The organism is Streptomyces sp. V4I2 (genome assembly GCF_030817655.1).
Classification (GTDB): domain Bacteria; phylum Actinomycetota; class Actinomycetes; order Streptomycetales; family Streptomycetaceae; genus Streptomyces; species Streptomyces plumbiresistens.
In genome coordinates this window covers 10298172-10325077 of record NZ_JAUSZM010000003.1, presented here as the reverse complement: position 1 = coordinate 10325077, position 26906 = coordinate 10298172, and the positions used below count along the sequence as shown (strand labels likewise).

Genomic DNA, 26906 nt, shown 5'->3' with positions numbered 1-26906 from the left:
ACACCCAACCGGCGTCCATGAACGACGTGTTGAGCCCGGCCTTCGCCCCGGCCCCGTTGGACAGGAACGCGCCCGGCTGACCGGGGTCGGGGCCCGGCCCGAAAGCCGGGGCTCCCCGCGAAGAAAAAGGGATGGATCCCAGGCTCCGGCCCATGTCCGTGAGGCCCCCGAATACGAGGCGTCCAACGTCCAGGTCTCGGATTTCGGGGGCACTCCAGTCGCGGATCAGGCCGATGTCGCCTCGTCTTCGAACTGGATGGCACGGATCTCCCGGCGGGAAGAGATGCTGAGCTTCGAGAACACCTTGCGGAGGTGCCACTCGACTGTGTGCCGGCTGAGGAACAACTGGGCGCCGATCTCGGGGTTCGTGAGCCCTTGGCCGGCGAGTCGGGCGATCTGCGCCTCCTGCGAGGTGAGAGCCGTGGGCGTCGCGACCGCGTGGGTGCGGACCTTCGCCCCCGTCGCCTGCAACTCGCCTCGCGCGCGTTCGGCGAACGCCTCCGCCCCGAACTGGCTGAACATCTCATGTGCGACGTCCAGTTGGGCACGGGCATCAGAGCGGCGGTTCTCGCGGCGCAACCACTCCCCGTACAGCAGATGCGCACGGGCGAGTTCCATGCGGACCCGGGTCCGTGCGAGCCGCTCGATCGCCTCACGGTAGAGCCGCTCCGCGGAGTCGCCCTCGCTGAGCAGCGCCCGCGAGCGCGCTTCCACACCCAGCGCCCAGTCGGTGCCGCTGGCTCGCGTCGCCTCCGAGAGCCGCTCCAGCGCGCCGGTGGCCGACTCAGGTGAGCCGCTCCGTACGGCCGCCTCGATCAGCTCGACCAGGCCCCATCGGGGCGAGGCGAACTCCCGCTGCTCGGCCGCTGCCTCCCGGGCCGCGGCCAGCGCCTGCGCGTACTGGCCGAGCCCGTTGCAGAGCACCGCCTCGTACCAGCGTGTGACGGTGACACTGGCCCCCTGGCCCCGCGGCACCGCCTCGGCCAGGGCCGCGTCGATCAACGTACGGGCCTCTCCCTCACGACCACGCCAGACGGCCAGACCGAGGGGGCCCACACGTCCCGGGTTGCTGTTGCCGGTTGCCGCGCACACCGCCTCGATCTCCTCGATCAGCGACTCGGCCGCCGCCAGTTCCCCGGCGATGAGGTGCACGAACGCGCGGGAGTCGAGCGCGTCGGGGAGAGCGCTGAGGGCTCCGGCCTCGCGGGTGACCGTCACATGACGGGTCGCGGCCGCGTGCCAGCGCTCGTCGTCCCACAGCTCCGAGGCGATGACGGACGCGAGCCAAAGCCGGCGCAGCTGCTCCTGTACGGGGAGTCGCTCGTCGCAGAGTGCTTCGAGTGCGTGCTCCATCATCGACGCCGAGGCTGGGTAACCGTCGGCGACTCGCACGGCGAGGGCGTCCAGCACCAGGTCGGACACCTGTGGCTGCCGTGCCGGCGGGGCCTCACGGGCGGCCTCGGCCACCTCCAGCAGCCCTGGGCCGCGCGCCAGGCGGCCGGCGAATATTGCCGCCGCCATGGCGTCCAGGTAGGTCTCACGAGAGAGTGCGACATCGTCCAGCCGGCCGAACCGGCGAGCGGCGGCGAGCAGCAGCTGCGGGGCTTCGCCGCCGCGGTTCTGGGCGAACGCCATCCCGGCGCGCAGCACCTCGATCCGCGCTCGGCCCAGTTCGTCGAGGGGTCCGGCCGCCGCCGTGGCGAGGAGGGTGGCGGCCGGCTCGAACGCCCCGGCGTGGAGTTTCGCCTGTGCTGCGTCCATGGCGCGCTGTGCGCGTCGCGCGGGGTCCTGTGTCAGCGCGGTCGCACGGTGGAGGAAGGCGGCGGCCGCGGCGATGCCGCCGCGTGCGTGGGCCCGGCCCGCGGAGCGCTCCAGTGCGGTGGCCACTGTCTCGTCGGGCCCCGAGGCCGCGTCGGCCAGGTGCCAGGCCCGGCGGTCGGGGTCGAGCCGGGCATCGGTGACGTCGGCCAGCGCCCTGTGCCCCTCTCGACGTTCGCTCGGGCCCGCCGCTCGATAGGCCGCCGAGCGCACCAGCGGGTGCCGGAACCGCACCCGGGTGCCGAGTGTGATCAGGTCTGCCGCGCCTTCGTGCGACACGGCGGTGTCGGCGTCGATCCCGAGGCGGCCGGCCGCACGCCTCAGCAGTGTCACGTCGCCCAGCGGTTCCGCGGCGGCGATGAACAACAGGCGTCGGGTCTCGGACGGAAGCTCCTGAATGCGGCGGAGGAACCCCTGCTCGATCTGGCTCGACAACGGCAACGCGTCCGGACGCCCGAACCCTCCGGCCATCTCCGCCGTGGTCAACCCGCGCGGCAGCTCGAGCAGGGCCAGCGGGTTGCCGCGTGACTCGGCGACTATGCGGTCGCGCACCCGTTCATCCAGCGGACCGGTGACGACCGAGTCGAGCAGTGTCCGGGAGTCACGCTCGGTCAGTCCCGTGAGGGACAGCTCGGGAAGGCTGCCGAGCGTATGGCCGGCACTGGGTTCACGGACGGCGAAGACGAGCACAACCGATTCTGCGAGCAGTCGGCGGGCCACGAACTCCAAGGTCAGCGCGGACGCCTTGTCCAGCCACTGCGCGTCGTCGACAATGCAGACCAGCGGCTGGTCACCGCCGGCGTCCGCGATGAGACTCAGTGTGGCCAGACCGACGAGGAACCGGTCGGGCGCGGCGCCGGCGCGCACACCGAAAGCCGTGCCGAGCGCATCACGCTGAGGCTCGGGCAGCTGGTCGAGCCCGCTGAGCAGGGGAGCGCAGAGCTGGTGCAGGCCGGCGTAGGAGAGTTCCATCTCGGACTGGACGCCGGCCGCTCTGATGGTGCGACATCCGGTGGTACGACCGAGGAGATGTCTCAGCAGCTCGGTCTTGCCGATCCCGGGCTCACCGCGCAGGACCAGGACACCGCTGCGCCCGGTTCTGGCACCTGCCACGAGATCGTCGAGGGCCTTGCATTCGCTCTCCCTGCCGAGAAGCCCGGCCCGTGCACCGCGGCTCGCCATGGCAGCTCCCTTGTCAGGAATGTTCGCTGAGTATGGTAATCCGTCCGCTGATCGCCGTGCCCGTGGTCGACCGTGACGAGTCGGCTCGCCTGCGGGCCCGCAGAACGACTGAGCAGGCTCGCCCGCCCTGTGACGGTGCTGGTCAGGGCGGTTCCCCCACGGACTTTGAGCGCGCAAGGCGAGGGCGAAACGGGACGCCCGCTGGTCCTCGTCGATTTCAGGCAGACGCGTTTCTCCCCGCCCGGGCAGCCAAGAGTCGAACAGGCGGGTGGACTACGTGTTGTCAACCGGCGTCGGCGCCTGACGAGTCGCTCGCAGGGTGTCCGTCCTGGAGTGCGGCGAGCGCCGCAGCGAGCTTGCCCCGGCTGGTGATGCCGAGGCGGGGATAGATGCGGTACAGGTGGGCTCCGACGGTGCGGTGCGAGATGAACAGGCGCTGGCCGATCTCCCGGTTGCTCAGTCCCCGCGACGCGAGCACGGCGATCTGCATCTCCTGGGCCGACAGCCGGTCGCTGGTGTTCGCCTGCCGCCGGCCGCTCGACTCGCCGGCGGCACGCAACTGCTCGCGAGCCATCTCGGCCCAGGGCCGCGCGCCGACCCGGTCGAACTCGTCGCGGGCGCTGCGCAGCGGGTTGCGGGCTTCGACGTTGTGCCGTTGGCGACGCAGCCGACGGCCGTGGTGCAGGTGCAGCCGGGCCCGCGCCAGGGCCCAGCCGGCGGGCAACGCGGCCAGTGCCGCGGTGTAGTGCTCCTCCGCCGTGTCGTCCGGCGCCAGCACCGCCTCGGTGTAGACGTGGGCCACCACCATCATTTCCGAGGGCAGTCGGGTGGCCAGCTCGGGGAGTCCGTCCAGTAGTTCCCGGGCCCGCTGCACGGTGCCCGCGGCCACTGCGGCGTCCGCCAGGTCCGGTGCGAGCAGCCAGCGGCTGACCGAGTGGTAGTGCGGGTCCGTCGGATCGAACGCGCGCGCGAGTGCGTCGTACGCCTCGGCCGCGCGGCCGTCGAAGAGCGCGAGCAGGCCCTCCACCTGCTGCGCCATGACGGCGGCGAAAGGCATGCCGGGGAACAACCGGTGGGCCCGCAGCTCGCCGAGCATCCGCTCCGCGGCCTCGGTCTCCCCGCGCAGCGCCGCCACCAGACTCCCTGTCGCCTTCACCCCCAGCCAGACGATCCACTCCCCGGTCTCCTCGGCCAGCGCGAGTCCCTCGCCGGACTCCTCGCGAGCCCGATCGAGCTGACCGAGGTACACCCGCGGCCAACTGCCCGCAAGTGACCGGGCGAGCAGCCCGAGCCTGCCCTGCAACCGCCACGCCGCGGCCGCCAGTGACAGGTACCGGGCGGCGAGGGTGGCGTCGCCCATGACCATCGCGCCGCTGCCGAGGAAATGCATGATCCGGCCGTCCAGGCGGTCCGGCCGGAGGCTGCCGAGCCGTGCGATCACCTCGGCGCCGTACCGGAACGGTTCGGTGTATGCCCGTACCGTCAGCACGACGGGAGCGTCCGGGTCGGGGCTCCATCGGTCCAGCTCGGCCGCGGCCAGCGTGCGCACCCGTGCGTCGCCGTCCTGGAAGAAGCACCGGGCGGCCGCCCGCCACAGCAGGTTCTCGGCGACCTGCACGCCGCCTGCGTCGAACGCGCCGGCCGCTGTGGTCACCATGTCCTCGATCCGGCGGTGCGGCTCGTCGGGTTCGAACGCCGCCTTGTCGGAGACGACCATGAGGCGGGCCCGCTCCAGCGGGCCGAGTTCGCTCATGTCGGCCCGGTCCAGCAACAGCTGGGTGTGAACCCGGTCATTGATCTCGCTGGCCGACTCGACCGCCCGGACCAGAATTTCGGTCCTGCGGCGCGGGTCCTGGACGAGCTCGGCCGCCTGGCGCAGGGCCGGCACGGCGGAGGCCACCTTGCCCCGGGCCAGCGCGGTGTCGGCGAAACGTTCCAGCCTGGCGGCGAGTTCCTCGTCCGGGCCGAGCGTCGCGGCCGCCAGGTGGAGGAGCTGGCGCTCGGGGGTGTCGGCCATGGCCACGGCGATGGCGCGGTGGGTGGCCAGCCGGTCGGCGACCGTGGCACGGGTGTAGATCGCCGAGCGCATCAGCGGATGCCGGAACTCGAGGCTACGGCCCACCAGAATGACCAGGCCCGCGTCGACCGCCTCCTGTACGGCGTCCACGGAAACCGTCGTGCCCGTCAGACGACTCGACACGTCCAGCAGCCGGTTCAGTGGTGCGCTGGGCTCGGTGGCCAGGGCCAACAGGAGCGTTCGGCACTCCGGGCTCGCCGAGTCCGTACGCGCGGCGAACGCGTCCTCCAGCCGCCGGGTCAGCGGCAGATCGTCCAGCTGCGGTGCGAGGTCCTGCACCGTCTTGGGCAGCTCGACCAGGGCCAGCGGGTTGCCCGCGGCGCGCTCCAGGATGAGGGCCCGCAGCGGCGCCGACAGGTCCGGTGCACCCGCGTCGAGCAGATCGGCGGCGGCGGACGGGTCGAGCGGTTGCAGATGGAGGTCCGGCTGCGCGCTCGGGGCGTAGGAGTCGGGAGAGTGAACCCGGGACGCCGCCACGACCAGTACGGGAAGATCGCGGGTGCGCCGGACGACGAATCTGAGGACGTCCCGGCTCGGCGAATCGATCCACTGCAGGTCATCGACGAGCAACAGGAGCGGTTGCCGGTCGGCCTCGTCGGTGAGCAGTTCGAGCACGGCGAGCGCGACCCGGAAGATATGGGGTTCCGTCTGGGTGGCGCTGAAGGCGTCGACCAGCGCGGTGCGGTGCGGAGACGGCAGCTTCCCGATGCCGTCGGCGGCCGGTTGCAGCAGCAGTTGCAGAGCCGCGAACGGCAGCCACAGCTCGGTCTCCACACCGGCTGCGCTCAGCACCTTGAAACCGCCCTCAGTGCCCTCGGCACCGACCGAGCGCAGCAGAGCCGACTTACCGACACCGGCGGTGCCGTGGATCAACAGCGCACTGCCGCGTCCGTTCGCCGCGTCCGCCAGCAGCCCGCGCAGGATTCGCAGCTCCGCGTCCCGGCCGATCATCGCGCGGGGGCTCGGTTCGGCCGCTGGAGGGCCCCGGCTGCTGTGCTGAACATGTGCGGCTTCCTCAGTGCAGGGAGTCACGTCGCACCACATCCTAACCGTGGCCCTCTACACCCTCGGCGCGATCGCACCATCGGTAGAACGACTCAACTCCCGCTGCGCCGCGGCGCCGAGGCCCGGATCCGAAGGCGGTCACCCGACAGAACCGGCCGAGCCGGTGGGCCCGGCCGGTTCCGCGTTCACCGCGCGCCCCGGGACGACTCCAGCAGGGCGAACCCCCGTTCCACGATGGGTTCGGCGACGAGTTCCTGTGGCAGAGAGGGCACGGCCGGCGGCGGCCCGATGCGGATGAGCGTCTCCCGTGTCTCCTCGGTCAGACCTCCCCAGATCCCGTGCCGCTCCCGGTGGTCGAGCGCATACCGGCGGCACGGCATCCGCACCGGGCACCGATCGCAGATCATCAGCGCCCGTCGGACGGTCGCCAGGTCGCCCGGAGGGGGGAAGAAGGTCTCGATGTCGGCACCTCGGCAGGCCGCGGCCGGCGACCAGCCCGCCGCCGGGCGGACGGGCAGGACACCGTTGTTCATCAGGGGGGTACGAGACGCTGTCATCCCATCTCCTCCAGCTTCTTGCCGTTGGTCTCGCGCACCCTGACGGCGACGAAGACGAACGAGAGCACGGCGAAGGCCGCGTAGATCGCGTAGGTGGACGACAGGTTCCAGTCCGACATGCGGGGGAAGCTCTCTGTGACGGCCCAGTTGGCGATCCAGTTCGCGGCGGTCGCCACCGACATCGCGGCGGCGCGGATCCTCAGCGGGAACATCTCGCCGACCATCACCCAGAGCACCACACCCCATGAGACCGCGAAGAAGAACACGAAGGAGTGGGCGGCGACCAGCGCCACGGTGCCCTGGGCGTCCGGGATGGACAGACTGCCGCCGCTGCCTGTCTTGTACGAGAAGGCCCAGGAGGCGAAGGCCAGCGACACGGCCATGCCGGCCGAACCGGTCAGCGCGAGCGGTTTCCGGCCGACCCGGTCGATCAGCAGCATCGCCACGACGGTGCCGATGATGTTGATGATCGACGTGGACAGGCTGATCAGAAGGGAGTTGGCCTGGTCGATGCCCACCGACTGCCACAGCAGCGACGAGTAGTAGAAGATGACGTTGATGCCGACGAGCTGCTGGAAGACGGCCAGCCCGATGCCGACCCACACGATCGGCAGCAGCCCGAAGCGGCCGTCGAGCAGATCGCGCACCCGCGGCTTGTGATCGGTCTTGAGAGCATGCTGGATCTCGGCGATCCGCTCCTCGGAGCCCGCGTACGTGCCTTGCAGGTCGCGCAGCACGGCGAGGGCCTGGACCTCGCGGCCCGTGGCGACGAGGAAGTGCGGCGACTCCGGGATGCGCAGGGTGAGGAACAGGTAGGCGAGGGCCGGTACGACCGCGGCCATCAGCATCCACTGCCAGGCATGCAGGGCACCCAGCAGGTTCTCGCTCTTGCCGTCGGCCCCTTGGGCGATGCCCCAGTTGACGAGCTGGGAGGCGGTGATGCCGAGCACGATGGCCGCCTGCTGGAACGAGGCCAGCCGCCCGCGATGGTCGGGCGGCGCGACCTCGGCGATGTAGGTGGGCCCGATCAGCGAGGCGAGGCCGATCGCCATACCGCCGACGATGCGCCAGGCGCCCAGGTCCCAGACGGAGAAGGGCATGGACGAGCCGAGCGCGCTGATCGCGAAGAGAACCGCGGCGAAGTGCATCACGCGCCGACGGCCTATGCGGTCGGCGAGACGTCCGGCGACGGCCGCTCCGAAGGCGGAACCGAGCAGCGCGGAGGCGACAATGGTGCCCGTCTCGCTGGAGGTGACATCGAATCGGTGCTGGATTCCGGTGACGGCGCCGTTGATGACGGCACTGTCGTAGCCGAACAGGAAGCCGCCGATCGACGCGGCCGCCGAGATATAGGTGACGCGCCGGAGGTTGGTCGGGCGGAGCGCGGCCCCTGAGTGGGCCCGCCCCGCTGAAGAGGCGTTCGCGGTCATGGACAAGGACTCCTTCACAGGACCGGGTACGCACCGGCGCAGGCGGGAGCTCCCGGCCAGGCGGGCGTACCAGTCGTAGGGGACGTGGATCGGATGGACGACCGTGCTGATGACCGGGCACCGGTCGTCGTGCCGGGGGGCGAGCATGCCGCCGCTCAGACGCCGGCCGTCGGGGCTGAGAGCAGTTCGTGCAGGCGGGCGAGGTTCGCCGCGCCGATGAGGCCGGCGTCCGATCCCACGGTGGCGGTGCGGACCTCGGCGTAGACGCGGTGCTCGCCGCCGCCGAGGGCCCGACGGTAGGACATCTCGGCCGGACGCCTGATCAGCTCGCCAGTGTCGCCGAGGCCGCCGCCGATGACGAGGACGGACGGGTCGAGGATGGAGGCGAGGTCGGCGAGGGCCTGGCCCAACCAGCGGCCCGACTGCGCGAACACCTCGAGGGAGAAGGGGTCGCCACTGAGGGCGGCCTCGGTCACATGGTGCCCATCGAGGCCGTCGGGGGTGCCGTCGCCCAGCGCGAGCACCACCGCGGCCCGTGTCGGATCAGCGGCCGCCATCTCACGGGCGCGGCGGGTGTGGGCCGCCCCGCTGGCGTACTGCTCCATGCAGCCGTGCTGGCCGCAGGGGCAGGGGAGCCCGTCGGGGACCGCCCGGTAGTGGCCGATCTCGCCGGCCATGCCGAAGCGGCCGCGGAAGAGCCGGCCCCTGCTGATGATGCCGCCGCCCAGGCCGGTGCCCGCCATGACCATCAACATGTCGTCATGCCCGGCACCGGCTCCATGGATGAACTCGCCCCAAGCGGCGGCGTTCGCGTCGTTCTCGACGACGACCGGAAGCCCGGTGGCCTCCTGGACGATGTCCCGGATCTCCTTGTCGTGCCAGCCCAGGTTGGGTGCGAAGCGCACCGTCGAGCGGTCCGCGTCCACGTATCCGGCTGCTCCGACACCGATCGCTCGGACGTCGTCCCAGCCCTTGCGGACCCGCTGGACCGCCTCGGCGATCGCCCCCGCGATCCGGTCCGGGTCGTGCGGGGTGGGGACGCGCACCCGGGAGACGACCTCCCCGCCGGGGTCGACCGTCCCGGCGGCGATCTTCGTGCCGCCGAGATCTACGCCGACGGTCAGACCGCCGTTCTGGTCGTTCATGCGGCACCGCCCACGCCGTCGAACCGACGGTGCGCGTACCGACGCTTGTGTCCGCCTGACCGGCTGACGGGTCCGTGAGACATGGTGTGGCTCCTGACGTTGTGATTTCGTGTGAAGGAGGGGGGAGTCGGCTCGTCACCAGCCGGAACAACGGGCATGGCGGCTTCGGCACCCTGGAGGCGGCGGTTCGCCGCCGGTCCGTCTACAAGCTCAGCTTCCGTAATCGGGTGGCGAGTTGCATGAGTCATTCGACTGTGTCCAGCCGTAGTCGCTCGCTGTGTCACACATCGGTGCCCTGCGTTGTCTTCTAAGCGAACCAAGTCGGATCTAGCGGAGGTATGACACGGTGTTGGACAAGACATCCATGAGCGGACTCGACGAGCACGGGAGCCAGGACGGGACCGGGCCCAGGATGCTGGCGGACGTCAAGCCGCCCTTCGTGCCGGAGGGTGCTTCGGCGATGACCGTGGTGGTCGAGTGGCCTCCGGGACACCCCGGGACGCCGCCGCACCGACACTCGGGGCCGTGCTTCGGCTACGTCACCGAAGGCGCCGTCCGGTGGGAACTCGAGGGCGAGCCCGAGCGGGTGATCAAGGCCGGTGAGACTTTCTGGGAGCCGGGCGGTGACGTGATCCACTACCAGAACGGCAACGCCCTGTCGGATACGCCGGCCAAGTACGTCGTCATCATGCTGTGCGCGCCCGGCCAGCCGATGCTCACCCTGGTCGAAGAGGAAGAGCTGTCGAAACGGGCCCACCTGCGAGCCCCGCGGCCTTCCGAGGACTGAACCACGGCCCGGGGGACGAGAGTCCGCCACGTCAGATCTCGAAGGGGGACGCTGTGGCTGGTCATGGATCGGCGCCGCGCAGCACGACCGAGGGGCTGGTAGGACGCGACCGGGAACTGGAGCTGCTTCGGTCGTACGTCGACCAGGTGCTCGGGCGCGGTGGGGTGCTGGTGCTGTCCGGTGAACCGGGTGTCGGCAAGTCCGTGCTACTTGATGCCGCGGTAAGGGCGGCGACGGCGGCCGGTGCGCTGGTCCTGCGCTCCGACGGGGTCGAGTTCCTCGCGGATCTGAGCTTCGCCGGACTGAACCACGTACTCGAACCCCTGCTGCACGAGTACGACGGGCTCGACCCGGTGCACCGGGAAGCCCTGACCGTGGCGCTGGGCGCGAGTGACGGCGCCCCAGTGGATCGGCTGATCCTGTACGGGGCCGTACTGGCACTGCTCCGCCGGGCAGCGAGCAGCCGTCCCGTTCTGCTGGCCATCGACGACCTGCAATGGATCGACCGGGCGAGCGCCGCGGCGCTCGCGTTCGTCGCCCGGCGGCTGACCGGGAGCCGAGTGGGCCTCCTCGCAGCCTCACGGCCGGGGTTCGAGAGTACCTTCGAACGCGCGGGGCTTCCCGAACTCACCGTGTCCCCCCTGGACGACAGGGCGGCAGCCACCCTGGTCGGCACCCACTTCCCGCTGCTCACCGGGCAGGAGCTGCGTCGGGTCCTCGCGCAGGCGCGGGGCAACCCACTGGCACTGTTGGAACTGCCGGCCGCGCTCGACGACTCGCGAGGCAGCGCGGGAGTGCTGCTGTCCGAGGTACTCCCGCTCAGCCGTCGGCTGCGGGACCTGTATGGCTCCCGGGTCGCGGAGATGTCGGCCCCCACCCGCCGCCTGCTGCTCCTGGCCGCGCTGGAGGGCGGCGGGGACCTGTCGGTCCTGCGGGCCGCCGCCCCCGGCGAGGACGTACTGGCCCTTCTCGCTCCCGCGGAGCGGGCGCAGTTGCTGCGAATCGAACACCGAGGTCTGGGGCGGCTGTCCTTCCACCATCCGCTGATCCGCGCGACCGTCGTATCGGGCTCGACCAGCGGTCAGCGCCTGGACGCCCACCTGGCTCTGGCCGAAGCGCTCACCAGTAAGCCCGATCGCCGGGCCTGGCACCTGGCCGAGGCCACACCCGATCCTGACGAGCAGGTCGCCGCGCTCCTGGAGGACACCGCACACCGGGTCCGCCGGCGCGGGGACGCCGTCGGCGCCTTCAACGCGCTGGTGCGGTCCGCCGACCTCACTCCCGGCCCCGCGAACCGCGCCAGACGGCTGGCCGAAGCCGCCTTCGTGGGCGCGGACGTGGCCGGAGAGCTGCGTACCGCGGCCGAACTGCTCGTGGAGGCCCGACGTGCCGACCCGGAACTCCGGGGATCGTTGCGGGCGGCGGCCGCGGCCGCCCAGGTGCTGCTCAACCGCGACGGTGATGTCAACACCGCGCACCGGCTGCTGGTCGGCGCGATCATGACCCGCGACGGCAGGGCCGACGGCGACGACGAGGCGCTCTTCGAGGCGCTGTGCACCCTGCGCAGGGTGTGTCTGTGCGCGGGCAGACCCGAGCTCTGGAACGCGTACCAGGCCGCCATGTCGCAGCTGACCGTGCCGATGCCTCCCCTCCAGGAACTGCTCGGCGACGTCTACGCCGACCCGGCACGCTCCTCCCCGACAGCCCTCGGCCTTCTCGATGCGGTCATCCACGACCTGCACCGGCAGACCGACCCGAGCCGGATCGAACGGATCGCGATGGCGGCACTGTTCGTGGACCGGGCGACAGGGTGCCGTGCGGCGCTCTGGCCCGTCGTCGAGAACGGGCGCGAAGGCGGCGCGGTCACGTCGGCGCTCATCGCGCTGGTGGTGCTGTGCCTGGACGACTTCACGACGGGTCGGTGGGACGAGTGCGGCCGTCTCGCCGCGGAGGGGCTGGCGCTGAGCGAGGCCCACGGCTATCAGATGCTGGCCCAGCAGTTCCATCGGGCCCAGGGCCTGCTGGCCGCGGCGCGGGGCGACGACGGCACGGTGCGGGGGCTGGCACAGAGGATCACGGAGTGGGCGGTACCCCGCGGTGCGTGGACCGTCGAGCACTTCGCGCGGCACATGACGGCACTGGCCGCCCTGGGACGTGGTGACCACGAGGACGCCTTCCTCGACGCCTCGGCGATCAGCCCTTCAGGCGTGCTGGCCCCGCATGCCCCGCTGGCTCTGTGGGTTGCCATGGACCTCGTGGAAGCCGCGGTGCGCAGCGGACGCCGAGCCGAGGCACTCGCCCATGTCGCCGCGATGCGGGAGACGGGCCTGCCCGGAATCTCCGGCCGCCTGGCACTGGTCACCGCCGGTTCGGCCGCGCTCGCCGCCCCCGAGGACCGGGCCGCCGACGCCTTCGAGGAAGCGCTCGCCGTTCCCGGTGCCGAGCGCTGGCCCTTCGACCTCGCCCGCGTCCGCCTGGCCTACGGGCAGCACCTGCGTAGCGCACGGGCCGCCCAGGACGCCCGGACGCACCTCGCCGCCGCCCTCCAGACCTTCCGCCGTCTCGGGGCCGCCCCCTGGGTCGCGCGGGCGGCCGAAGAGCTGCGGGCCACCGGCCGTACCGCCACCTGGGGGGCCCATCAGCACCTGGGGGCCGAGCCGCTCACGGAGCAGGAACACCAGATCGCCGCACTCGCCGCGACCGGGCTGAGCAACAAACAGATCGGCGAACGTCTCTTCTTCTCCCACCGAACCGTGGCGGCCCACCTGCACCGGATCTTCCGGAAGCTCGGCATCACCTCGCGTGTCACCCTCGGCGAGGCCCTGGCCGCGCTGCCGCCTCAGCAGTCCCAGGCGGAGCGGTCTGCCACCTCTTCGCAGGCCTAGAAGGCGTTGCTTCCTGCAAGGGACGCGAGCGCGTCCCTCAGTGCCGCACGTGAGGCGATTCCAAGTTTCGGGAACAACTGGTAGAGGTGCGAACCAACGGTTCGGGGCGAGAGGTGGAGACGTTCGCCGATCTGCTTGTTGGTCAACCCGGAAGCGGCGAGTACGGCGATCTCCTGCTCCTGCGCGGTGAGGGTCACGGAACCGTGCTTCGCTCCGGTGCGGGACCGGCGGGTGGCGCGGAGTTCGCCCGTGGCCCGGTCGGCCCACGGCCGGGCGCCCAGGTGCTCGAACACCTCGGCCGCCGAGTCCAGCTGGGCTCGGGCCTCCGTGACGAAGCGCATGCGCCTCAGACGCTCCCCGTAGGCCAGCCGGATCCGCGCCAGATCGAAGGGCCAGTCCTGCGCTCCCGGGACGTCCAGCGCCTGCTCGAAGCACCCGACCGCGCCGTCATCGGGTGCTGCCAGCGCGACCGAGCCCGCCACCAACAGCGCCAGCCGCGGGGAGAGAGCCGCGACACCGGCTTCCCGCATCGCACGCACGTGTGCCTCCGCCTCAGCGGTGCGCCGGGTGTGCACCGCCGCTTCCACCAGGTCCATGCAGACCCACAGCGCGTACGGAGCGTGGGGCGCGAGTCGGCCCGCAGGGCTGATCGCCACGGCGTGCCGGTACGCGCATTCGTAGTCGCCGGCACCGAGTTCGGCCAGGACTCGCGCATGGTCGGCGAAGGCCGCCGCCGCCAGAACTCCACGAGGCACGGCCCACTGCGTGATTCGGTCGGCCGTACTCCTGCTCTCTTCGAAGTGCCCGTGGACGGCGGCGAGCAGGGCCTGGTGGTACTCGAAATACCAGGAGAAGAACGGGTATTGGCGCTCCTCGCAGAGCCTCAGGCCCTCGGCGGCCAGCGTTTCGGCCTCCTCCCACCGGCCGGTCGGGAAATCCTGCAGGCACAGGTGCATGAGCGCGTCGATGTGCCGGCGCACGTGGCCGCCCCGGCGTCCCCGACGGACCGCGTCCCAAGAGACGCCCCGCAGTTCCGTCAGCCGGTCGAGGCGGACAGGGGCCATGCCGTGACGGCCGACCGAACCGGTGCCGGCAGGTTCCCTCCACGTCCTGCCGCAGGCGGAGAGCGGAGGCGGTGCAGTCGGCTTCAGACGGTCGAGGGCCGCGTGGAAGGGTTCCCACAGGGCATCGCGACCACCGGCCCAGCACACCAGCTGCAGGATGTGCAGTGCCTCGATGAGAAGGTCGTCCTCGGCGTCGTATCCATGGCTGCCGGTCTCGATGGCCTCCACCAGGAGACGGTGGGCCATGTCGATGTCGCCGTCACCGCCGTTGAGCAGGAGGAGAGCCGCCGTGGCGGCGGTCAGCGGAGACCCGGTGAGGCCCGGGTCCGCGCGCCGGGCGCGGTCGAGGAGTTCCGACGCCGCGCGCAGCTCACCGGTCGCGTCGACACCGAGGTATGCGGCCCGGGTCAGTCGGCGTCCTCGGTCCACGGCACGGGGGCTCAGCTCGGCGGCCCTGGTGAACGTGGCGACCGCCTCTGCAGCGTCACCTCGCGTGGCGGCACGATGCCCGGCCTCCTCCAGCAGGGCGGCGACACGCTCGTCGGGAACGAGCGTTGCCCGTCCCAGGTGCCAGGCCCGCCGCTCAGGCGTCTCCGCGCGGATCTCGGCCAGGGTCTTGTGGGCCTGGCATCGCTCGGTCAGGGTGCTGGTCTCGACGACCGCGGCCCTCGTCAGCGGATGCCGGAAGACGAACCGTCGGTTCGTGTCGTCGAAGGTGATCAGACGGTCCGACTCCACCGCTGACAGCGCCGTAAGAGCCTTCGAGTCGTCCGATCCGGCACGGAGGACTCCCGGATCTCCGGTGTCGTCGAGGGCGAGCAGCAGCAGAAGCCGGCGCGACTCGGCCGGAAGGCGGGCCACGCGCGAAGCGAGGCGGATCCGAAGACGTGAGGAGAGGGGCAGTACGTCGTGCAGATCGGCCGGCGCGCCGCGTTGCGGGCCGCTCAGCGCGGCGGGCAGCTCCACGAGCGCCAGCGGGTTGCCCTGCGCCTGCGCCAGGACGCGGTCCCGCGCCGGTCCGGCCAGCCCCGGAAAGCGGACTCCGAGCAGTTCCACGGCCGCGTCGCGATCCAGCGGCGGCAGCTCGTACTCGGTGAGCCCGGTTCGGTCGAAGAAAGTCTCGTCTCCCGATCTGCAGGCGGCGAGGAATCCGATACGGCTGCCCGCCGACCGACGGGCGACGAAGCCCAGCACCTCCGAACTGGCCCGGTCGAAACAGCCGAGGTCGTCCACGACGATGAACACAGGGCGTTCGGTTGCCACTCGGCGCAGCAGGAAGATCACCGAGTCGGAGACGTGAAGACTGTCGGGCACCGGATCGCCCCCGTAGCCCAGCGCACTGCGCAGAACCCTCCGGTGGGTGTCCTCCAAGCGCTCGATCCGGTCGTTCAGCGGCAACAGCAACTGGTGAAGGCCGGAGTAGGCGAGCTCGGACTCGAACCGGACGCCGACGGCCGACAGCACCCGGGCACCCGACCCGGACATGACCCTGGCGACCTCCCCGAGCAGGGCGCTCTTGCCCACGCCCGGCTCCCCGGAGAGCAGCAGGGCACGGCCCGCGGCCGAGCCCTGCCCGATCAGCGCCGTGATCTCCCGGAGTTGCCGCGCACGCCCCACCACCTCAGGGGACTGACTGGCGTCCGCGGCAGGGGTCTTGGGCAACCGTTCGACGCGCGAGCCGAGTGACATGGGTACTCCGTACGTTTGCGCCGTCCCTCCCGCTGTACGGCGGGAAGGCTTGGGCCCACCGTGCACCGGTCGGCGAGGACAAACATCAGTCACGTGACTGCGTGGCGACTTGCGGTCATTTGACTGATGGTGCGAGCACACGAGGGCCTCGCAGAATCGTGATGTCCCTGAATCACACGAGCGGCGCTGGACGCATCACACCGTGTGCCCCTCCGAATCTCCCGTGATCCCAAGATCTACCGAGCGGTGATGTGATGAGAGAACCCGACAGTTGTACGCCGGTGGTGTGCCGGATGCTTGTCCGTCTGGTCGTCGCCGAAGGAGTGGACCGGCCGGTGATGCTTGATCTGTCCTACGACAGAGCCGATCCCTACGCGGTGTCCCTGACGTTCCACATGCGCGCAGACACGACCGTGCGCTGGGTGGTCGGTCGCGATCTCCTCCTGGACGGGCTGGTGAAGCTCACCGGCGTCGGTGACGTCCAGGTCTGGCCCTGCCGGGACCCGGGGGCGGACCATGTACACATCGCACTATGCCCGTGTCCGAAGCAGGAGGCGGTCGTGGTGACCGCCTCGGCGCGAGCCCTCGGGAGCTTTCTGCAGCGAACCCTCGCGGTGGTGCCCCCCGGTACCGAGGAGTGCCACCTGGACATGGACGGAGCCGTCCACCAACTCCTGAGCGGCCCCGGTGAGTCACTTCGATAAGGGCCATCCGAGCCGGACGGACCGACGCCGTACGGGGACGAGCGTCCCCGGCGCACAGGCACCCCGCCCATCTCGAGGTGCGGAAGGAGCGCGCCGAGGACATCCAGTTGCGGATCGCCGACTGGATCACCCGGTTCGCCGGATCGATGTGGTTCGTCTACATCCACGTGGCGGCACAACACGCCACTCACGGAACTCGTCCACAGGCTCACCGTCGAGATCCACAAAGCGGTGAACGCCGAGGCCCCGGGTGAAACGGACACAGGCGAGAACGCCGAGCAGGTACACACCGCCACGGCCTGAGCCGCCGTCGCATGTCACACCGGCCCGGCCTGAGCGGTCTACATGGTGACGGACAAGAAGCAGAGGGAGTCATGCGAGAGATTCTGATTGTCGGCGGCGGATACGCGGGCTTCTACACCGCCTGGGGTCTGCAGAAGAAGCTGCGTTCGGGCGAGGCGCGGGTCACGGTCGTCGACCCGCGCCCGTACATGACCTATCAGCCCTTCCTGCCCGAGGTGGCGGCCGGTTCGGTGGAGGCACGTCACGCCGTCGTGTCACTGCGGCGGCACCTGCGGGGCACCCGGCTGATCTCTGGCACCGTGACCGGGATCAGCAACGCGGACCGTACGGTGACCGTCCGCCCGGTGCGCGGCGACGCCTACGAGCTTCGGTATGACATCCTCGTGGTCACCGCCGGCGCGGTGACCCGCACCTTCCCCATTCCCGGACTCGCGCAGCAGGCCATCGGCCTCAAGCACGTGGAGGAGGCCGTGGCGATCCGTGACCGGCTGGTGACCGCGTTCGACCAGGCCGCGTCGCTGCCGGCCGGCCCCGAGCGGCAAAAGCTGCTCACCGTCACGTTCGTGGGAGGCGGGTTCTCCGGCGTCGAGGGCTTCGGTGAACTGCTGTCACTGGCGACCGCGATGCTCAGGTCCTATCCGGAACTGAGCATCGACGACCTGTCCTTCCACCTGGTCGAGGCCCGGGGCCGCATCCTGCCCGAGGTGAGCGACCGGCCGGGTGCCTGGGTGGTACGCCACCTGGAACGCCGCGGCGCACATGTCCATCTCAACACGCAACTGCTGTCCGCCGAGGACGGCCACGTCGTCCTCTCCGACGGAGCGGAGTACGACTCCGAGCTGATCGTCTGGGCCGCCGGCAACGCCGCGAACCCGGTCGTGCACAACCACACGGACCTGCCCCTCGACGAGCGCGGTCTGCTGCTGGCCCGCGCCGATCTACGCGTGGGCACGGGCGCCGAGCCCGTGCCGAACGTGTGGGCCGCCGGCGACGACGCGTCAATCCCCGACCTGGCCTCGCCGGTGCCGGGCGCGCGCACGGTGCCGAACGCCCAGCACGCCGTGCGACAGGGCAGACGTCTCGCCAGGAACCTCGTGGCCGACCTGCGCGGGCGGCGAGTCCGGAACTACCGGCACGGCAGCCTGGGCGTGGTGGCGACGCTGGGGCTGGGGCGGGGCATCTTCCAGTACAGGGGCATCGTCATCAGGGGATTCCCGGCGTGGCTGATGCACCGGGGTTATCACGTGCTCGCGGTGCCCAGCTGGGAACGCAAGATCCGCGTTCTGGCGGTCTGGCTCACCGCGGCCCTGACAGGCCGGGATCTCGTGTCTCTCGCCTCCGTCCAGCGTCCGCGGGACGCCTTCGTCACGGGTGGGCAGCCGCAGGACCCGAGCGCCGGCCGTGCGAAGGAAGGCAGCGCACCATGACCATGTGGGGTTCTCGTTTTCATTGGGGGTACGCCGTGTCCGCACGCGAGGAGGCCGCCCGCGGCCTGCCCGATATCGAGGGCTTCTTGTACCGGGAGGCTCACAGGGGAGCGACGTACCGCCGCGTGGCGGCATTCACCGCGCGCGTGGAGGGGCTCACCCCCGAGCAGAAGCGGGACATCGAGCAGTGGTACGTCGACGAGCAGAAACACGTAGCCCGCATGGTGACCGATCACATCGCCGAACGCGTCGGCGCGATGGAGGCGCAGCACCACGTCAGGATCCGGCAATGGCTGCGGGGAACACTCACCGGAATGGTGCTGATCACCCTGACGATCATCGCCTGCGTCGTGGTGATCCTTGGCTCGTCGCGGTGACCGCCGAGCGCTAGGAACGCCCGGTGCGATACAAGCCCCGGCCGGCGCGCTCAATGCGGGAGGAGGCGACGAGGCGATCGAGTGTGCTGCGGACCGCGTTGATGCTTCCGCTGTCGGCGTCACGGCCGAGCGCCGCCGCGACCTCACGGGCTCGCACCTCCGCGTCACCGACCTTGGCGAAGTACGCCACGATCTGCTCGGTGAGCTTGCCGTACTGCTTGCCGTGCGCGTCCACCTGGTCAGCGGCGCGCGGAGTGACCAGCGCGCTCTCGAGAGCGCCGAGGGCCCGCTGTACGGAGCCGAGATGTGCCACGATCGCCGCCAACTCCCTTTCCAGCGCCTGCTTCTGGAAATGCAGCCGGGCCAGTTCCTCCTGGAGCCCCTCGGCGGTGACCTCGATGCTGTGTGCCGTACGGCTCGCGGAGACCATGAGTTCTCCCCTCCTCAACCCTTGTCGACATCATATGCAGTGGTTCGAGTGTCAGGCAGGTCATCTCAGTGTCTCGAACAGTGGGATTTTGCAGGCCCGTGAAAAAGCATCGTCCGTTTCTGTCACACGTTCCCGTCGGTGGCGGTCCCTGCAGCGGATGGACCGTAGCAACGGAGGCGGGCAGCTCTTCGGGATCGACTACCGCATACTCGGCAGCACGGTCGAGGCCGAGGACGTGGTCCAGGAGGTATGGCTGCGCTGCGTCGGAAAGCCCACGTCGGTCACGTCCGCCAGGGCCCTGTGCACCTCGCGCAGGTCGTCCGGGCCTGCCGCACGATAGGCCGCCGAACGCACCAGCGGGTGACGGAAGCGCGCCCTGGCGCCGAGGGTGATCAATCCCGACGCCTCGGCGTCCGCCGCGGCCGCGTCCACGGCGATTCCCAGCCGCTCGGCTGCACGCCTGAGCAGCGTCACGTCGCCGACCGGCTCGGCAGCGGCGAGGAACAGCAGGCGCTGCGTCTCGGCCGGCAGCGCCTGGACGCGGCGGAGGAAGTCCTGCTCCAGCCGGTTCGACATAGGCCCCGCCCCGGTGCGCCCGAAGTCGCCGGTCAGGTCCAACGCCGTGAGCGCGTGGGGCAGTTCGAGCAGGGCGAGTGGGTTGCCGCGGGTCTCCGCGACGATGCGATCACGCACCCTACGGTCGAGCGGGCCGGTGACGACCGAGGCGAGAAGCTTTCGGGAGTCCTCCGCGAACAACCCGGTCACGGGCAGCTCGGGGAGGCCGGTGAACACCTCACCGGTGGTCGGCTCGCGCACGGCGACGGCGAGCACCACCGATTCCGCGAGCAGCCTGCGGGCGACGAACGCCAGAGTCTGTGAAGAGACGCGGTCCAGCCATTGCGCGTCGTCGATGACGCAGACCAGCGGCTCGCTCCCGGCGGCGTTGGCGAGGAGGCTCAGCGTGGCGAGCCCCACCAGGAACCGGACGGGCGCGGCTCCGCCGTGCAGCCCGAACGCCGTGCGCAGTGCGTCGCGCTGCGGCTCCGGAAGGTTGTCGACTCCCGACAGCAGCGGTGCGCAGAGCTGGTGCAGGCCGGCGTAGGAGAGCTCCATCTCGGACTGGACGCCGGCCACGCCGACGGTACGGCATCCGGTGGCACGACCCAGCAGGTATTTCAGCAGCTCGGTTTTCCCGATCCCCGCCTCACCTCGAAGGACCAGGACTCCGCTGCGCCCGTCCCTGGCGCCCGCCAGCAGGTCATCGAGGGCCCGACGCTCGCTCCGCCTGCCGAGGAGTTCCGGCTCCGGAACCGCGGCTCGTCATGGCAGCCTCCCACGTCAGATCCTCATGGCGGCGCGTCGGCTGGTGCGTAGCCGGATGACTGCGGCCGTGGCGCAACCGAGGCGAGCCGGTTGCATCGTAAACGGCTGCGAAAGTGGAGAACTTCCGACTTTGAGCGAACGTGGTGGTCGAGCGTCCGGAACGACGGTCCGACGGGTCGGCCACGGATCTCCCACGGCACGACCACGCAATCCCCTACGGCCTTCCAAGGGCGCGCCGGGCTGCCCTCGGGCGCGACATTGGTGCCGGCTGCTCTTCGAGCTGCTGACCCACGGAGCAGAGGAGCCGGACATGGACACACAGCTGACCGAGACCGGGCAGAGCCGGGAGACGGCGGGCACATCCGTCATCGCGCTGGACGACGCGACCTGGGTGTTCGTGCAGGCCAGGCCCGGGCTGCTCACCCTCGCCAGGCACATCGTCGGAAACGCGAACGAAGCCGAGGACGTCATCCAGGAGACGTGGCTGCGGTGGCAGGATGCCGACCGCACGGCCGTCTCCAATCCGCCGGCACTGCTCAGGACGACCGCCGTCCGGCTGGCCATCAACGTCGTCCAGTCCGCCTGGAAGCGCCGGGAGTCCTGTGACAGCCCCTCGCTCCCGGAGCGGGTGGACCACCACGCGGGCCCTGAAGAGGTGGCCGAGCGGCAGGACGCCGTCGAGCGAGCGGTCCTCCTGCTGATGGAAACCCTGACTCCGAGGCAACGCGCCGCGTACGTCCTGCGGGAGGGCTTCGGCTGCCCGTACGACCGGATCGCCGAGATCCTGCATCTCAGCGTCGTCAACACGAGGCAGCAGGTTGCACGCGCCCAGCGGCGTCTCAACGGGGACCGCCGCAGGCAGCAGGTCGACTCCGTCGCGCACCGGCGTCTTGTTCAGGCGTTCCTCTCGGCGGCCTAGATGTTCTGTCCCGGGAGGTTGTGGACGGTGAGGCAGGTCTCAGCTGAGGGATCTTGAACAGGTGAGGGCCTTTCGAGTTCGGTGTGGATTGCGACGTCGACACCGACCGAAAGGCCCTCGTGTCCCACCGTAATGCACCCCTGACCGAGACCGGACGACTGCGCCTGGCCCGTTGCGTGGTCGAGGACGGCTGGCCCCTGCGCCGGGCTGCCGAACGCTTCCAGGTCTCGCCGACCACCGCCCAGCGCTGGGCCGACCGCTACCGGACGTTCGGCGAAGCAGGCATGAGCGACCTCTCCAGCCGCCCGCGTACCAGCCCGCGCAGGACGCCGACCCGCACCGAGCGGCGCATCATCAAGGTCCGTGTCCTGCGCCGCTGGGGACCGGCCCGCATCGCGCACCTGCTGCACCTGGTGCCCTCGACCGTTCACCGTGTGCTGACCCGCTACGGCCTGGCCCGCCTCACCCACCTGGACCGGGCCACCGGCCGCGTCATACGCCGCTACGAACGTGAACGTCCCGGCGAGCTGGTGCACGTCGACATCAAGAAGCTCGGCAACATCCCCGACGGCGGCGGACACAAAGTGCTGGGCCGCCAAGCAGGACGCAAGAACCGCCCGAACGCCGGCTACAGCTACCTCCACACCGCCGTCGACGACCACTCCCGACTGGCCTACAGCGAGATCCACGCGGATGAGAAGAAGGAGACCGCCACCGGCTTCTGGACCCGTGCCCAGGCGTTCTTCACCCAGGCCGGCATCACGGTCGAACGGGTCCTGACCGACAACGGCTCCTGCTACCGCTCACGAGACTGGCGCGACCTGCTCACCGCAGCCGGGATCGCCCACAAGCGCACCCGGCCCTACCGGCCGCAGACCAACGGGAAGGTCGAACGCTTCAACCGCACCCTGCTCGACGAGTGGGCCTACGCCCGCCCCTACCACTCAGAGACCGAACGACGCCAAGCGTTCCCCGACTGGCTGCACACCTACAATCACCACCGCGGACACACCGCGCTGAAAGGCCAACCACCCGCCAGCCGCGTCCCCAACCTCTCAGGGCAATACACCTAGACGGGTGACCTCGGGCACCTGGAGAGGGTGCTGTCGAGTGATGCGGGCGGTCGGCGGTGACCGCTGCGGCAGGTGTCAGCGGGCCTCCGGGCGGGCGGGCGGGCGGAATGTCGTCGACGTAGACGTGCCCGGGCCGGGTGACGGCGTACCGGACGTCGTCGGCGATTTTCCTCGGGCTCAGCCTCTCGCGGCTAATCCAGGCTCGACGGGGACGACGTGTACCCACGCGCCGTCGCCTCCTGCCGCAACGCCTCTGAGAAGGCAGTGATCCCGATCCTGGAACCTGGTGGCCGCTGCACGACGACGACGGCCGTGCCCCTACGCCCCCAGGTCAAGGAGATCTCCACCGCGGCACCCTTGCAGCGCGGCAGGTGAGCAGGTCGGCGCACATGGATCGGAGCCGTTCGGTGGCGGACATGCGCGTCCACTCCCCCGCGTCGGCAGGGGGACCGGTCCGCTCGGCATGACGCGCGTCGTTCACCAGGATGTCCAGCGCCACCAAACTGCCCGACGGTCGCCTTCGCAGCCTCCTGCATTGGCCTTCAGGCAGGGCGGCGACCCTGGCCCGGACGAGGAGGTCAGGGGCAGGGCGTATGCCGGTTCAGAGCGGTTGAAATGACGATCATGCGCTCGCCGAGGGCCGCGAGTTCCTGGCGCAGTTCCGTGACCCGGTCACGAAGCTCGGCGGCTTCGGCGGTCAGCGACTCGAATGTGGCAGCGAGGTCGATGCGGTCCTCATGGATCAGGGACATCGTGGCTCCATGAGTTTGCGTTCGAGCAGCGCGAGCCGCCCTCCCGGAGGAATGAAGTCGGCCCGTCGGCAAAGGACATCGGTGGCCCTCTTCCTTTCGGTGAGGGCCACCTCGAGAAATTACTTCTGCCGTGACAGCCAGTCGGCGAAGCGGGTCTCCGCGATGTGCGCGTCCGGGCCGGGCAGGAGTGTGTTCTCCTGCAGCGGGGCGCCCCAGTACGTCGCCTGCGGATCCGTGACGATCTTGCGGGGGTCGTTCTGGGCGGTCAGTCCCATGCGGATGAACTCCTCCAGCTGGAACGCCTCAGGACCGGCGACCTCCACCACGCCTCCCACCGGTGCGCCGACCGCGGTGCGGGCGACGGCCACGGCCACGTCGTCGGAGACGATGGGCTGGATCTTGGTGTCGGGGAGATGCACGGTGCCACCCTCGGTGACCCCGTCGGCGAGTCCCTTCGCGAACTCGAAGAACTGGGTGGCGTGGACGATGGAGTAGGGGTTGCCGGACGCCTTGATCAGGTCTTCCTGGACCTGCTTGGCGCGGAAGTACCCGCTCCCTTGGAGACGGTCGGTGCCGACCACGGACAGCGCCACGTGATGCGCCACGCCGGCCTGGGTCTCCGCCTTCAGCAGATTGGTCGTCGAGGTGCGGAAGAACTCCATGACGGCCTCGTCCTCGAACGAGGGCGAGTTCGACACGTCGACCACCACCGACGCACCCTGCAGGACCTCGGCAAGGCCCTCACCCGTCAGCGTGTTGACGCCGGTGTTGGGGGACGCCGCGACCGCCTCGTGCCCGTGCTCGCCAAGCCCGGCGACCACCTTCGAGCCGATGAGCCCGGTCCCACCGATCACTACGACCTTCATGACGGAATTCCTTTCGAGTTTCCCTGATGCCTCTACCAGTAGAGACCGGCCACCGGTTCTGTTTGTGACACCTCTTATTCGACGAGTTTGCCCGTGGTCGAGACTTCCTCCATCAGGGCGGAAATCTCTTCGGGGACGGCCGGAACGCTCTCGCGGGTGACGCCCGTCGTCGGGGACCACACGAGGTTGACCTGCAGAGCAGGATCCATGTCGGGATAGTCGCTGCGGTTGTGGCAGCCGCGGGTCTCCCGGCGCTCCAGTGCCGCTTCGAGGGTGGCCCGGGCCGCCAGCGCGGCGGACTTGAGGTCGAAAGCGTGCGCGAGGTCCTGATAGCCGGCGATGTCGGGGTGGATGCCTACATCCTGCATCCTCTTCTCGATCGCCGCGAGTTCCGCCAGTCCCGCGCGCAGGCCGTCTTCATCGCGGACGACGCCCGCGTGCTCGGTCATGGTGTTGCGGATGGCGCGTTGCAGAGCACGAACGTTCTCCGGCCCGTCGGCGGCGAGGAGTTCGTCGATCTCCTCCCGGGCCTCCGCGATGGCCGACGCCGACCGCGGCTGCGCGGTCAGGGACTCTGAATAGGCGGCCGCCGCCCGGCCGGTGAGGCGGCCGAAGACAAGCAGTTCGATGAGACTGTTGCCACCGAGACGGTTGGCGCCGTGCAGGCCGCTCGACGCCTCGCCGATGGCGTACAGACCGCGGACGTCCGTGCTGTGGTCCTCGGGACGGACCCAGACGCCGCCCATCGAGTAGTGCGCCGTGGGGGCGACCTCGATGGGCTCGCGCGTGATGTCGAGCATCTGGAGGTCCAGAAGCGTCTGGTAGACCCGGGGCAGTCGATTCATGATCGTCTGCCGGGGCAGGTGGGAGACGTCGAGCCACACGCCGCCGTTGGGGGTGCCGCGCCCCTCCTTGATCTCGGTGTAGGAGGCGAGGGCCACGCGGTCGCGGGTGGACAGTTCCATGCGCTGCGGGTCGTAGCGGGTCATGAATCGCTCGCCGAGGGCGTTGCGCAGGATGCCGCCCTCACCGCGGGCGGCCTCGCTGACGAGGGTGCCCGCGGCGTTCTCCGGCTCGATGATGCCGGACGGGTGGAACTGGACCAGCTCGGCGTCGCGCAGCCGGGCCCCGGCCTCGACGGCCAGGCGGAAGGAGTCGCCGGTGTTCTCGTCACGGCGCGAAGAGGTGCGTCGCCAGATGCGGGTGTGGCCGCCGGCCGCGAGGATCACGGCGTCGGCGTGGATGAGATAACGCTGTCCGTTGGTGAGGTCGAAGCCGTACGCACCGAAGACGGCACCGTCGTGCACGAGCAGGCGGGTGATGTAGACGCTGTCGAGCATGGGTATGTTCAACTGGCTCGCGCGCCGGATGAGGGTGCGCTGGATCTCCAGGCCCGTGTAGTCGCCGGCGAAGGCGGTCCTGCGGAACTTGTGCGCGCCGAAGAAGCGCTGCGAGATACGGCCGTCCTCCTCGCGGGCGAAGGCCATGCCGTAGCGCTCCAGGTCGTCGATGCCCAGGGCGGCGCCCTGGGTGACGATCTCGGCGGTGCGGGGATCGCCGAGCAGGTAGCTCTCCTTGAGCGTGTCCGCGGCGTGCTGCTGCCAGCTGTCCTCGGGGTCCATCGTCGCCAGCGCCGCGTTGATCCCACCGGCCGCCAGTGCCGTATGGGCGTCCTCCTTGGGACGCTTGCCGACGGCGAGGACGTCGATGCCGGCCTCCGCCAGTTCGATCGCCGCGCGCAGGCCGGCCCCTCCGGTGCCGATCACCAGCACCATGGCGGCAAGACGTTGTTCGGTGACAGCCACGGTCCACTCCGTTCGCTGGGCCTTCATCAAGTACGACCGGGCAGTCCCGCGATCTGTGACACCACGGCCGTGGCGTCAGGAGGCCAGCGTGATGGTGGTCGGCGTGCCGTGCCAGGCCATCCTCGCGTAGGGGCACAGGGCGTCGGCCCTCTGCAGGAGCGGGGTGGCAAGCTCGGGGGTGACGCCCGGCCAGCTGACGACCAGGTCGATGTGCAGGACGTATCCGCCGTCCTGCGGACTGCGGCCGAACGCCACGGTCGCCTCGACGGATATCGCGGCGGGGTCGAGAGCGGCCTGTCGTGCGACGACGCTCAGCGCGCCGTGGAAGCAAGCCGCGAACCCGGCGGCGAACAGCTGCTCGGGATTGGTTCCCCGGCCGTCTCCGCCCAGTTCGGCGGGCAGGCGCAGGTCGAGGTCGAGAATTCCGTCGTCCGAGCGTGCCCTCCCCGAGGCTCTCCCATGGGCCGCCGTCCCGCCGGTCACGGTCACCGCCGTGGTGTAGAGGGGAGCGAAGGAGTTCCCGTCAAGGTCCTTCTCGGTGGACAGGTCGTGCGGCTGGATCGGCTCGGTCACCGCGTCACACCCGTGGTGCTGCGACGTGCCGGACCAACTGGGCTGCAAGTCATCGTGAGCGCACCTTTGCGTCGTGGCGTCCTGGATACCGGACGACCAATGACTGGAAGACCGACAAGTACCGGCTCTTGTGACGCGCGCGGCCTCGTTGACCGCGGTCCTCAGTCTCCGGGGCCCCAGATTGACCGGCCTCGTACACAGGTCGCCCCACGCGGTCGGCATGGTCGCCATTGCATGGATGCCGGCGCGGCACGGCAGCGTCACGCACGCGAGATGGTGCTTGGAGCCAGCACGAGCGCGGTCGACGGGTGACGGGCCGACGTGGTCCCCCCTTTTAGGGCCCGGACGTGCGACCCTTCCACGGCACAGTCGTCCAGGTCCAGCAGGTCGGTGCTCCGCAACTCGGCCAGTAGAGCCGCGTGCAGACGCGGCCAGACGCCGGCCTCGGTCCAGTCCCGCAGTCGGCGCCACGCCGTCACCCCGGAGCAGCCCACAGTCTCCGTCGGGACGTCGCGCCATGCGACACCAGTCTGCAGCACGTACAAGACGCCAGCGAGGGCCACCCGGTCGGGAACACGCAGTCGCCCGGGATAGCGGTAACTGCGCTCGGGAGCACGCGGCAACAGCGGAGCCACGCGCTCCCACAGGTCGTCTGGAACAAGATCAGCACGCGCGCGGCCACCCTGCCCACCGTGACCGCCAACGGCAAGACCCG

Annotated in this window: 18 protein-coding genes and 3 pseudogenes; 8 read left to right on the top strand and 13 right to left on the bottom strand. The window is 70.4% G+C overall.

Going from position 1 to position 26906, the window contains the following annotated elements:
• Positions 1 to 225 precede the first annotated feature (225 nt).
• From QFZ76_RS48350 to QFZ76_RS48330, 5 genes are all read right to left on the bottom strand, one after another.
• Positions 226 to 3000, bottom strand: coding sequence for a LuxR family transcriptional regulator (locus tag QFZ76_RS48350; RefSeq protein WP_307679639.1), 2775 nt, complete (start codon positions 2998 to 3000; stop codon positions 226 to 228).
• 283 nt (positions 3001 to 3283) lie between these two features.
• Positions 3284 to 6028: an AAA family ATPase gene (locus tag QFZ76_RS48345; protein WP_307679638.1), complete on the bottom strand. Its 2745-nt coding sequence runs from the start codon at positions 6026 to 6028 to the stop codon at positions 3284 to 3286.
• Positions 6029 to 6267: 239 nt separating this feature from the next.
• Positions 6268 to 6639 (bottom strand): WhiB family transcriptional regulator, encoded by a 372-nt coding sequence (locus QFZ76_RS48340; RefSeq protein ID WP_307679637.1) that lies wholly within the window; start codon positions 6637 to 6639, stop codon positions 6268 to 6270.
• Complete coding sequence (locus tag QFZ76_RS48335) at positions 6636 to 8069, bottom strand: sugar porter family MFS transporter (protein WP_307679636.1); 1434 nt, start codon at positions 8067 to 8069, stop codon at positions 6636 to 6638. Before QFZ76_RS48335 ends, QFZ76_RS48340 begins: the two co-directional genes overlap by 4 nt.
• 155 nt (positions 8070 to 8224) lie before the next feature.
• Positions 8225 to 9214 (bottom strand): ROK family glucokinase, encoded by a 990-nt coding sequence (locus QFZ76_RS48330; RefSeq protein WP_307679635.1) that lies wholly within the window; start codon positions 9212 to 9214, stop codon positions 8225 to 8227.
• 364 nt (positions 9215 to 9578) lie between these two features.
• Between QFZ76_RS48330 and QFZ76_RS48325 the strand changes: the two genes are divergently transcribed.
• Positions 9579 to 10001 carry a cupin domain-containing protein gene (locus QFZ76_RS48325; protein WP_079664470.1) on the top strand — a complete coding sequence of 141 codons (423 nt, stop codon included), beginning with the start codon at positions 9579 to 9581 and terminating at the stop codon, positions 9999 to 10001.
• Between the two features lie 53 nt (positions 10002 to 10054).
• On the top strand, positions 10055 to 12886 hold the full coding sequence (locus tag QFZ76_RS48320) for a LuxR family transcriptional regulator (RefSeq protein ID WP_307679633.1): 2832 nt from the start codon (positions 10055 to 10057) through the stop codon (positions 12884 to 12886).
• Here the strand turns inward: QFZ76_RS48320 and QFZ76_RS48315 are convergent.
• On the bottom strand, positions 12883 to 15639 hold the full coding sequence (locus QFZ76_RS48315) for an AAA family ATPase (RefSeq protein ID WP_307679632.1): 2757 nt from the start codon (positions 15637 to 15639) through the stop codon (positions 12883 to 12885). The genes QFZ76_RS48320 and QFZ76_RS48315 overlap by 4 nt on opposite strands.
• 293 nt (positions 15640 to 15932) lie before the next feature.
• Here QFZ76_RS48315 and QFZ76_RS48310 point away from each other — a divergent pair, with 293 nt between their 5' ends.
• The 3 genes from QFZ76_RS48310 (at position 15933) to QFZ76_RS48300 (ending at position 18450) form a co-directional block, all read left to right on the top strand.
• On the top strand, positions 15933 to 16343 hold the full coding sequence (locus QFZ76_RS48310; RefSeq protein ID WP_307679631.1) for an SsgA family sporulation/cell division regulator: 411 nt from the start codon (positions 15933 to 15935) through the stop codon (positions 16341 to 16343).
• Between the two features lie 374 nt (positions 16344 to 16717).
• Positions 16718 to 18073: an NAD(P)/FAD-dependent oxidoreductase gene (locus tag QFZ76_RS48305; RefSeq protein ID WP_307679630.1), complete on the top strand. Its 1356-nt coding sequence runs from the start codon at positions 16718 to 16720 to the stop codon at positions 18071 to 18073.
• A gap of 35 nt (positions 18074 to 18108) precedes the next feature.
• Positions 18109 to 18450: a hypothetical protein gene (locus tag QFZ76_RS48300; protein WP_079665279.1), complete on the top strand. Its 342-nt coding sequence runs from the start codon at positions 18109 to 18111 to the stop codon at positions 18448 to 18450.
• Positions 18451 to 18460: 10 nt separating this feature from the next.
• On the opposite strand, the gene QFZ76_RS48295 is transcribed toward QFZ76_RS48300, so the two are convergent.
• On the bottom strand, positions 18461 to 18880 hold the full coding sequence (locus tag QFZ76_RS48295) for a hypothetical protein (protein WP_307679629.1): 420 nt from the start codon (positions 18878 to 18880) through the stop codon (positions 18461 to 18463).
• 157 nt (positions 18881 to 19037) lie between these two features.
• Here QFZ76_RS48295 and QFZ76_RS48290 point away from each other — a divergent pair.
• Positions 19038 to 19139: pseudogene (locus QFZ76_RS48290) on the top strand (sigma factor); the annotation flags it as partial.
• Between the two features lie 599 nt (positions 19140 to 19738).
• Here QFZ76_RS48290 and QFZ76_RS48285 read toward each other — a convergent pair.
• A pseudogene (locus QFZ76_RS48285) lies at positions 19739 to 20167 on the bottom strand (ATP-binding protein); the annotation flags it as partial.
• Between the two features lie 346 nt (positions 20168 to 20513).
• Between QFZ76_RS48285 and QFZ76_RS48280 the strand changes: the two are divergent.
• Both QFZ76_RS48280 and QFZ76_RS48275 read left to right on the top strand, forming a co-directional pair.
• Positions 20514 to 21122: a sigma-70 family RNA polymerase sigma factor gene (locus tag QFZ76_RS48280; RefSeq protein ID WP_307679628.1), complete on the top strand. Its 609-nt coding sequence runs from the start codon at positions 20514 to 20516 to the stop codon at positions 21120 to 21122.
• A 119-nt stretch (positions 21123 to 21241) separates the two neighbouring features.
• On the top strand, positions 21242 to 22195 hold the full coding sequence (locus QFZ76_RS48275) for an IS481 family transposase (RefSeq protein WP_307674073.1): 954 nt from the start codon (positions 21242 to 21244) through the stop codon (positions 22193 to 22195).
• Positions 22196 to 22773: 578 nt separating this feature from the next.
• Here the strand turns inward: QFZ76_RS48275 and QFZ76_RS48270 are convergent.
• From QFZ76_RS48270 to QFZ76_RS48250, 5 genes and pseudogenes are all read right to left on the bottom strand, one after another.
• Positions 22774 to 22947: a hypothetical protein gene (locus QFZ76_RS48270; protein WP_307679627.1), complete on the bottom strand. Its 174-nt coding sequence runs from the start codon at positions 22945 to 22947 to the stop codon at positions 22774 to 22776.
• A 119-nt stretch (positions 22948 to 23066) separates the two neighbouring features.
• The gene (locus tag QFZ76_RS48265) at positions 23067 to 23813 is read right to left on the bottom strand and encodes an SDR family oxidoreductase (RefSeq protein WP_307679626.1); all 747 of its coding nucleotides are present in this window, start codon (positions 23811 to 23813) and stop codon (positions 23067 to 23069) included.
• Positions 23814 to 23887: 74 nt separating this feature from the next.
• Positions 23888 to 25588: an L-aspartate oxidase gene (locus tag QFZ76_RS48260; RefSeq protein ID WP_307680356.1), complete on the bottom strand. Its 1701-nt coding sequence runs from the start codon at positions 25586 to 25588 to the stop codon at positions 23888 to 23890.
• Between the two features lie 105 nt (positions 25589 to 25693).
• The gene (locus QFZ76_RS48255) at positions 25694 to 26191 is read right to left on the bottom strand and encodes an Ohr family peroxiredoxin (protein WP_307680355.1); all 498 of its coding nucleotides are present in this window, start codon (positions 26189 to 26191) and stop codon (positions 25694 to 25696) included.
• A gap of 270 nt (positions 26192 to 26461) precedes the next feature.
• Positions 26462 to 26877: pseudogene (locus QFZ76_RS48250) on the bottom strand (transposase); the annotation flags it as partial.
• Between the last annotated feature and the right edge of the window lie 29 nt (positions 26878 to 26906).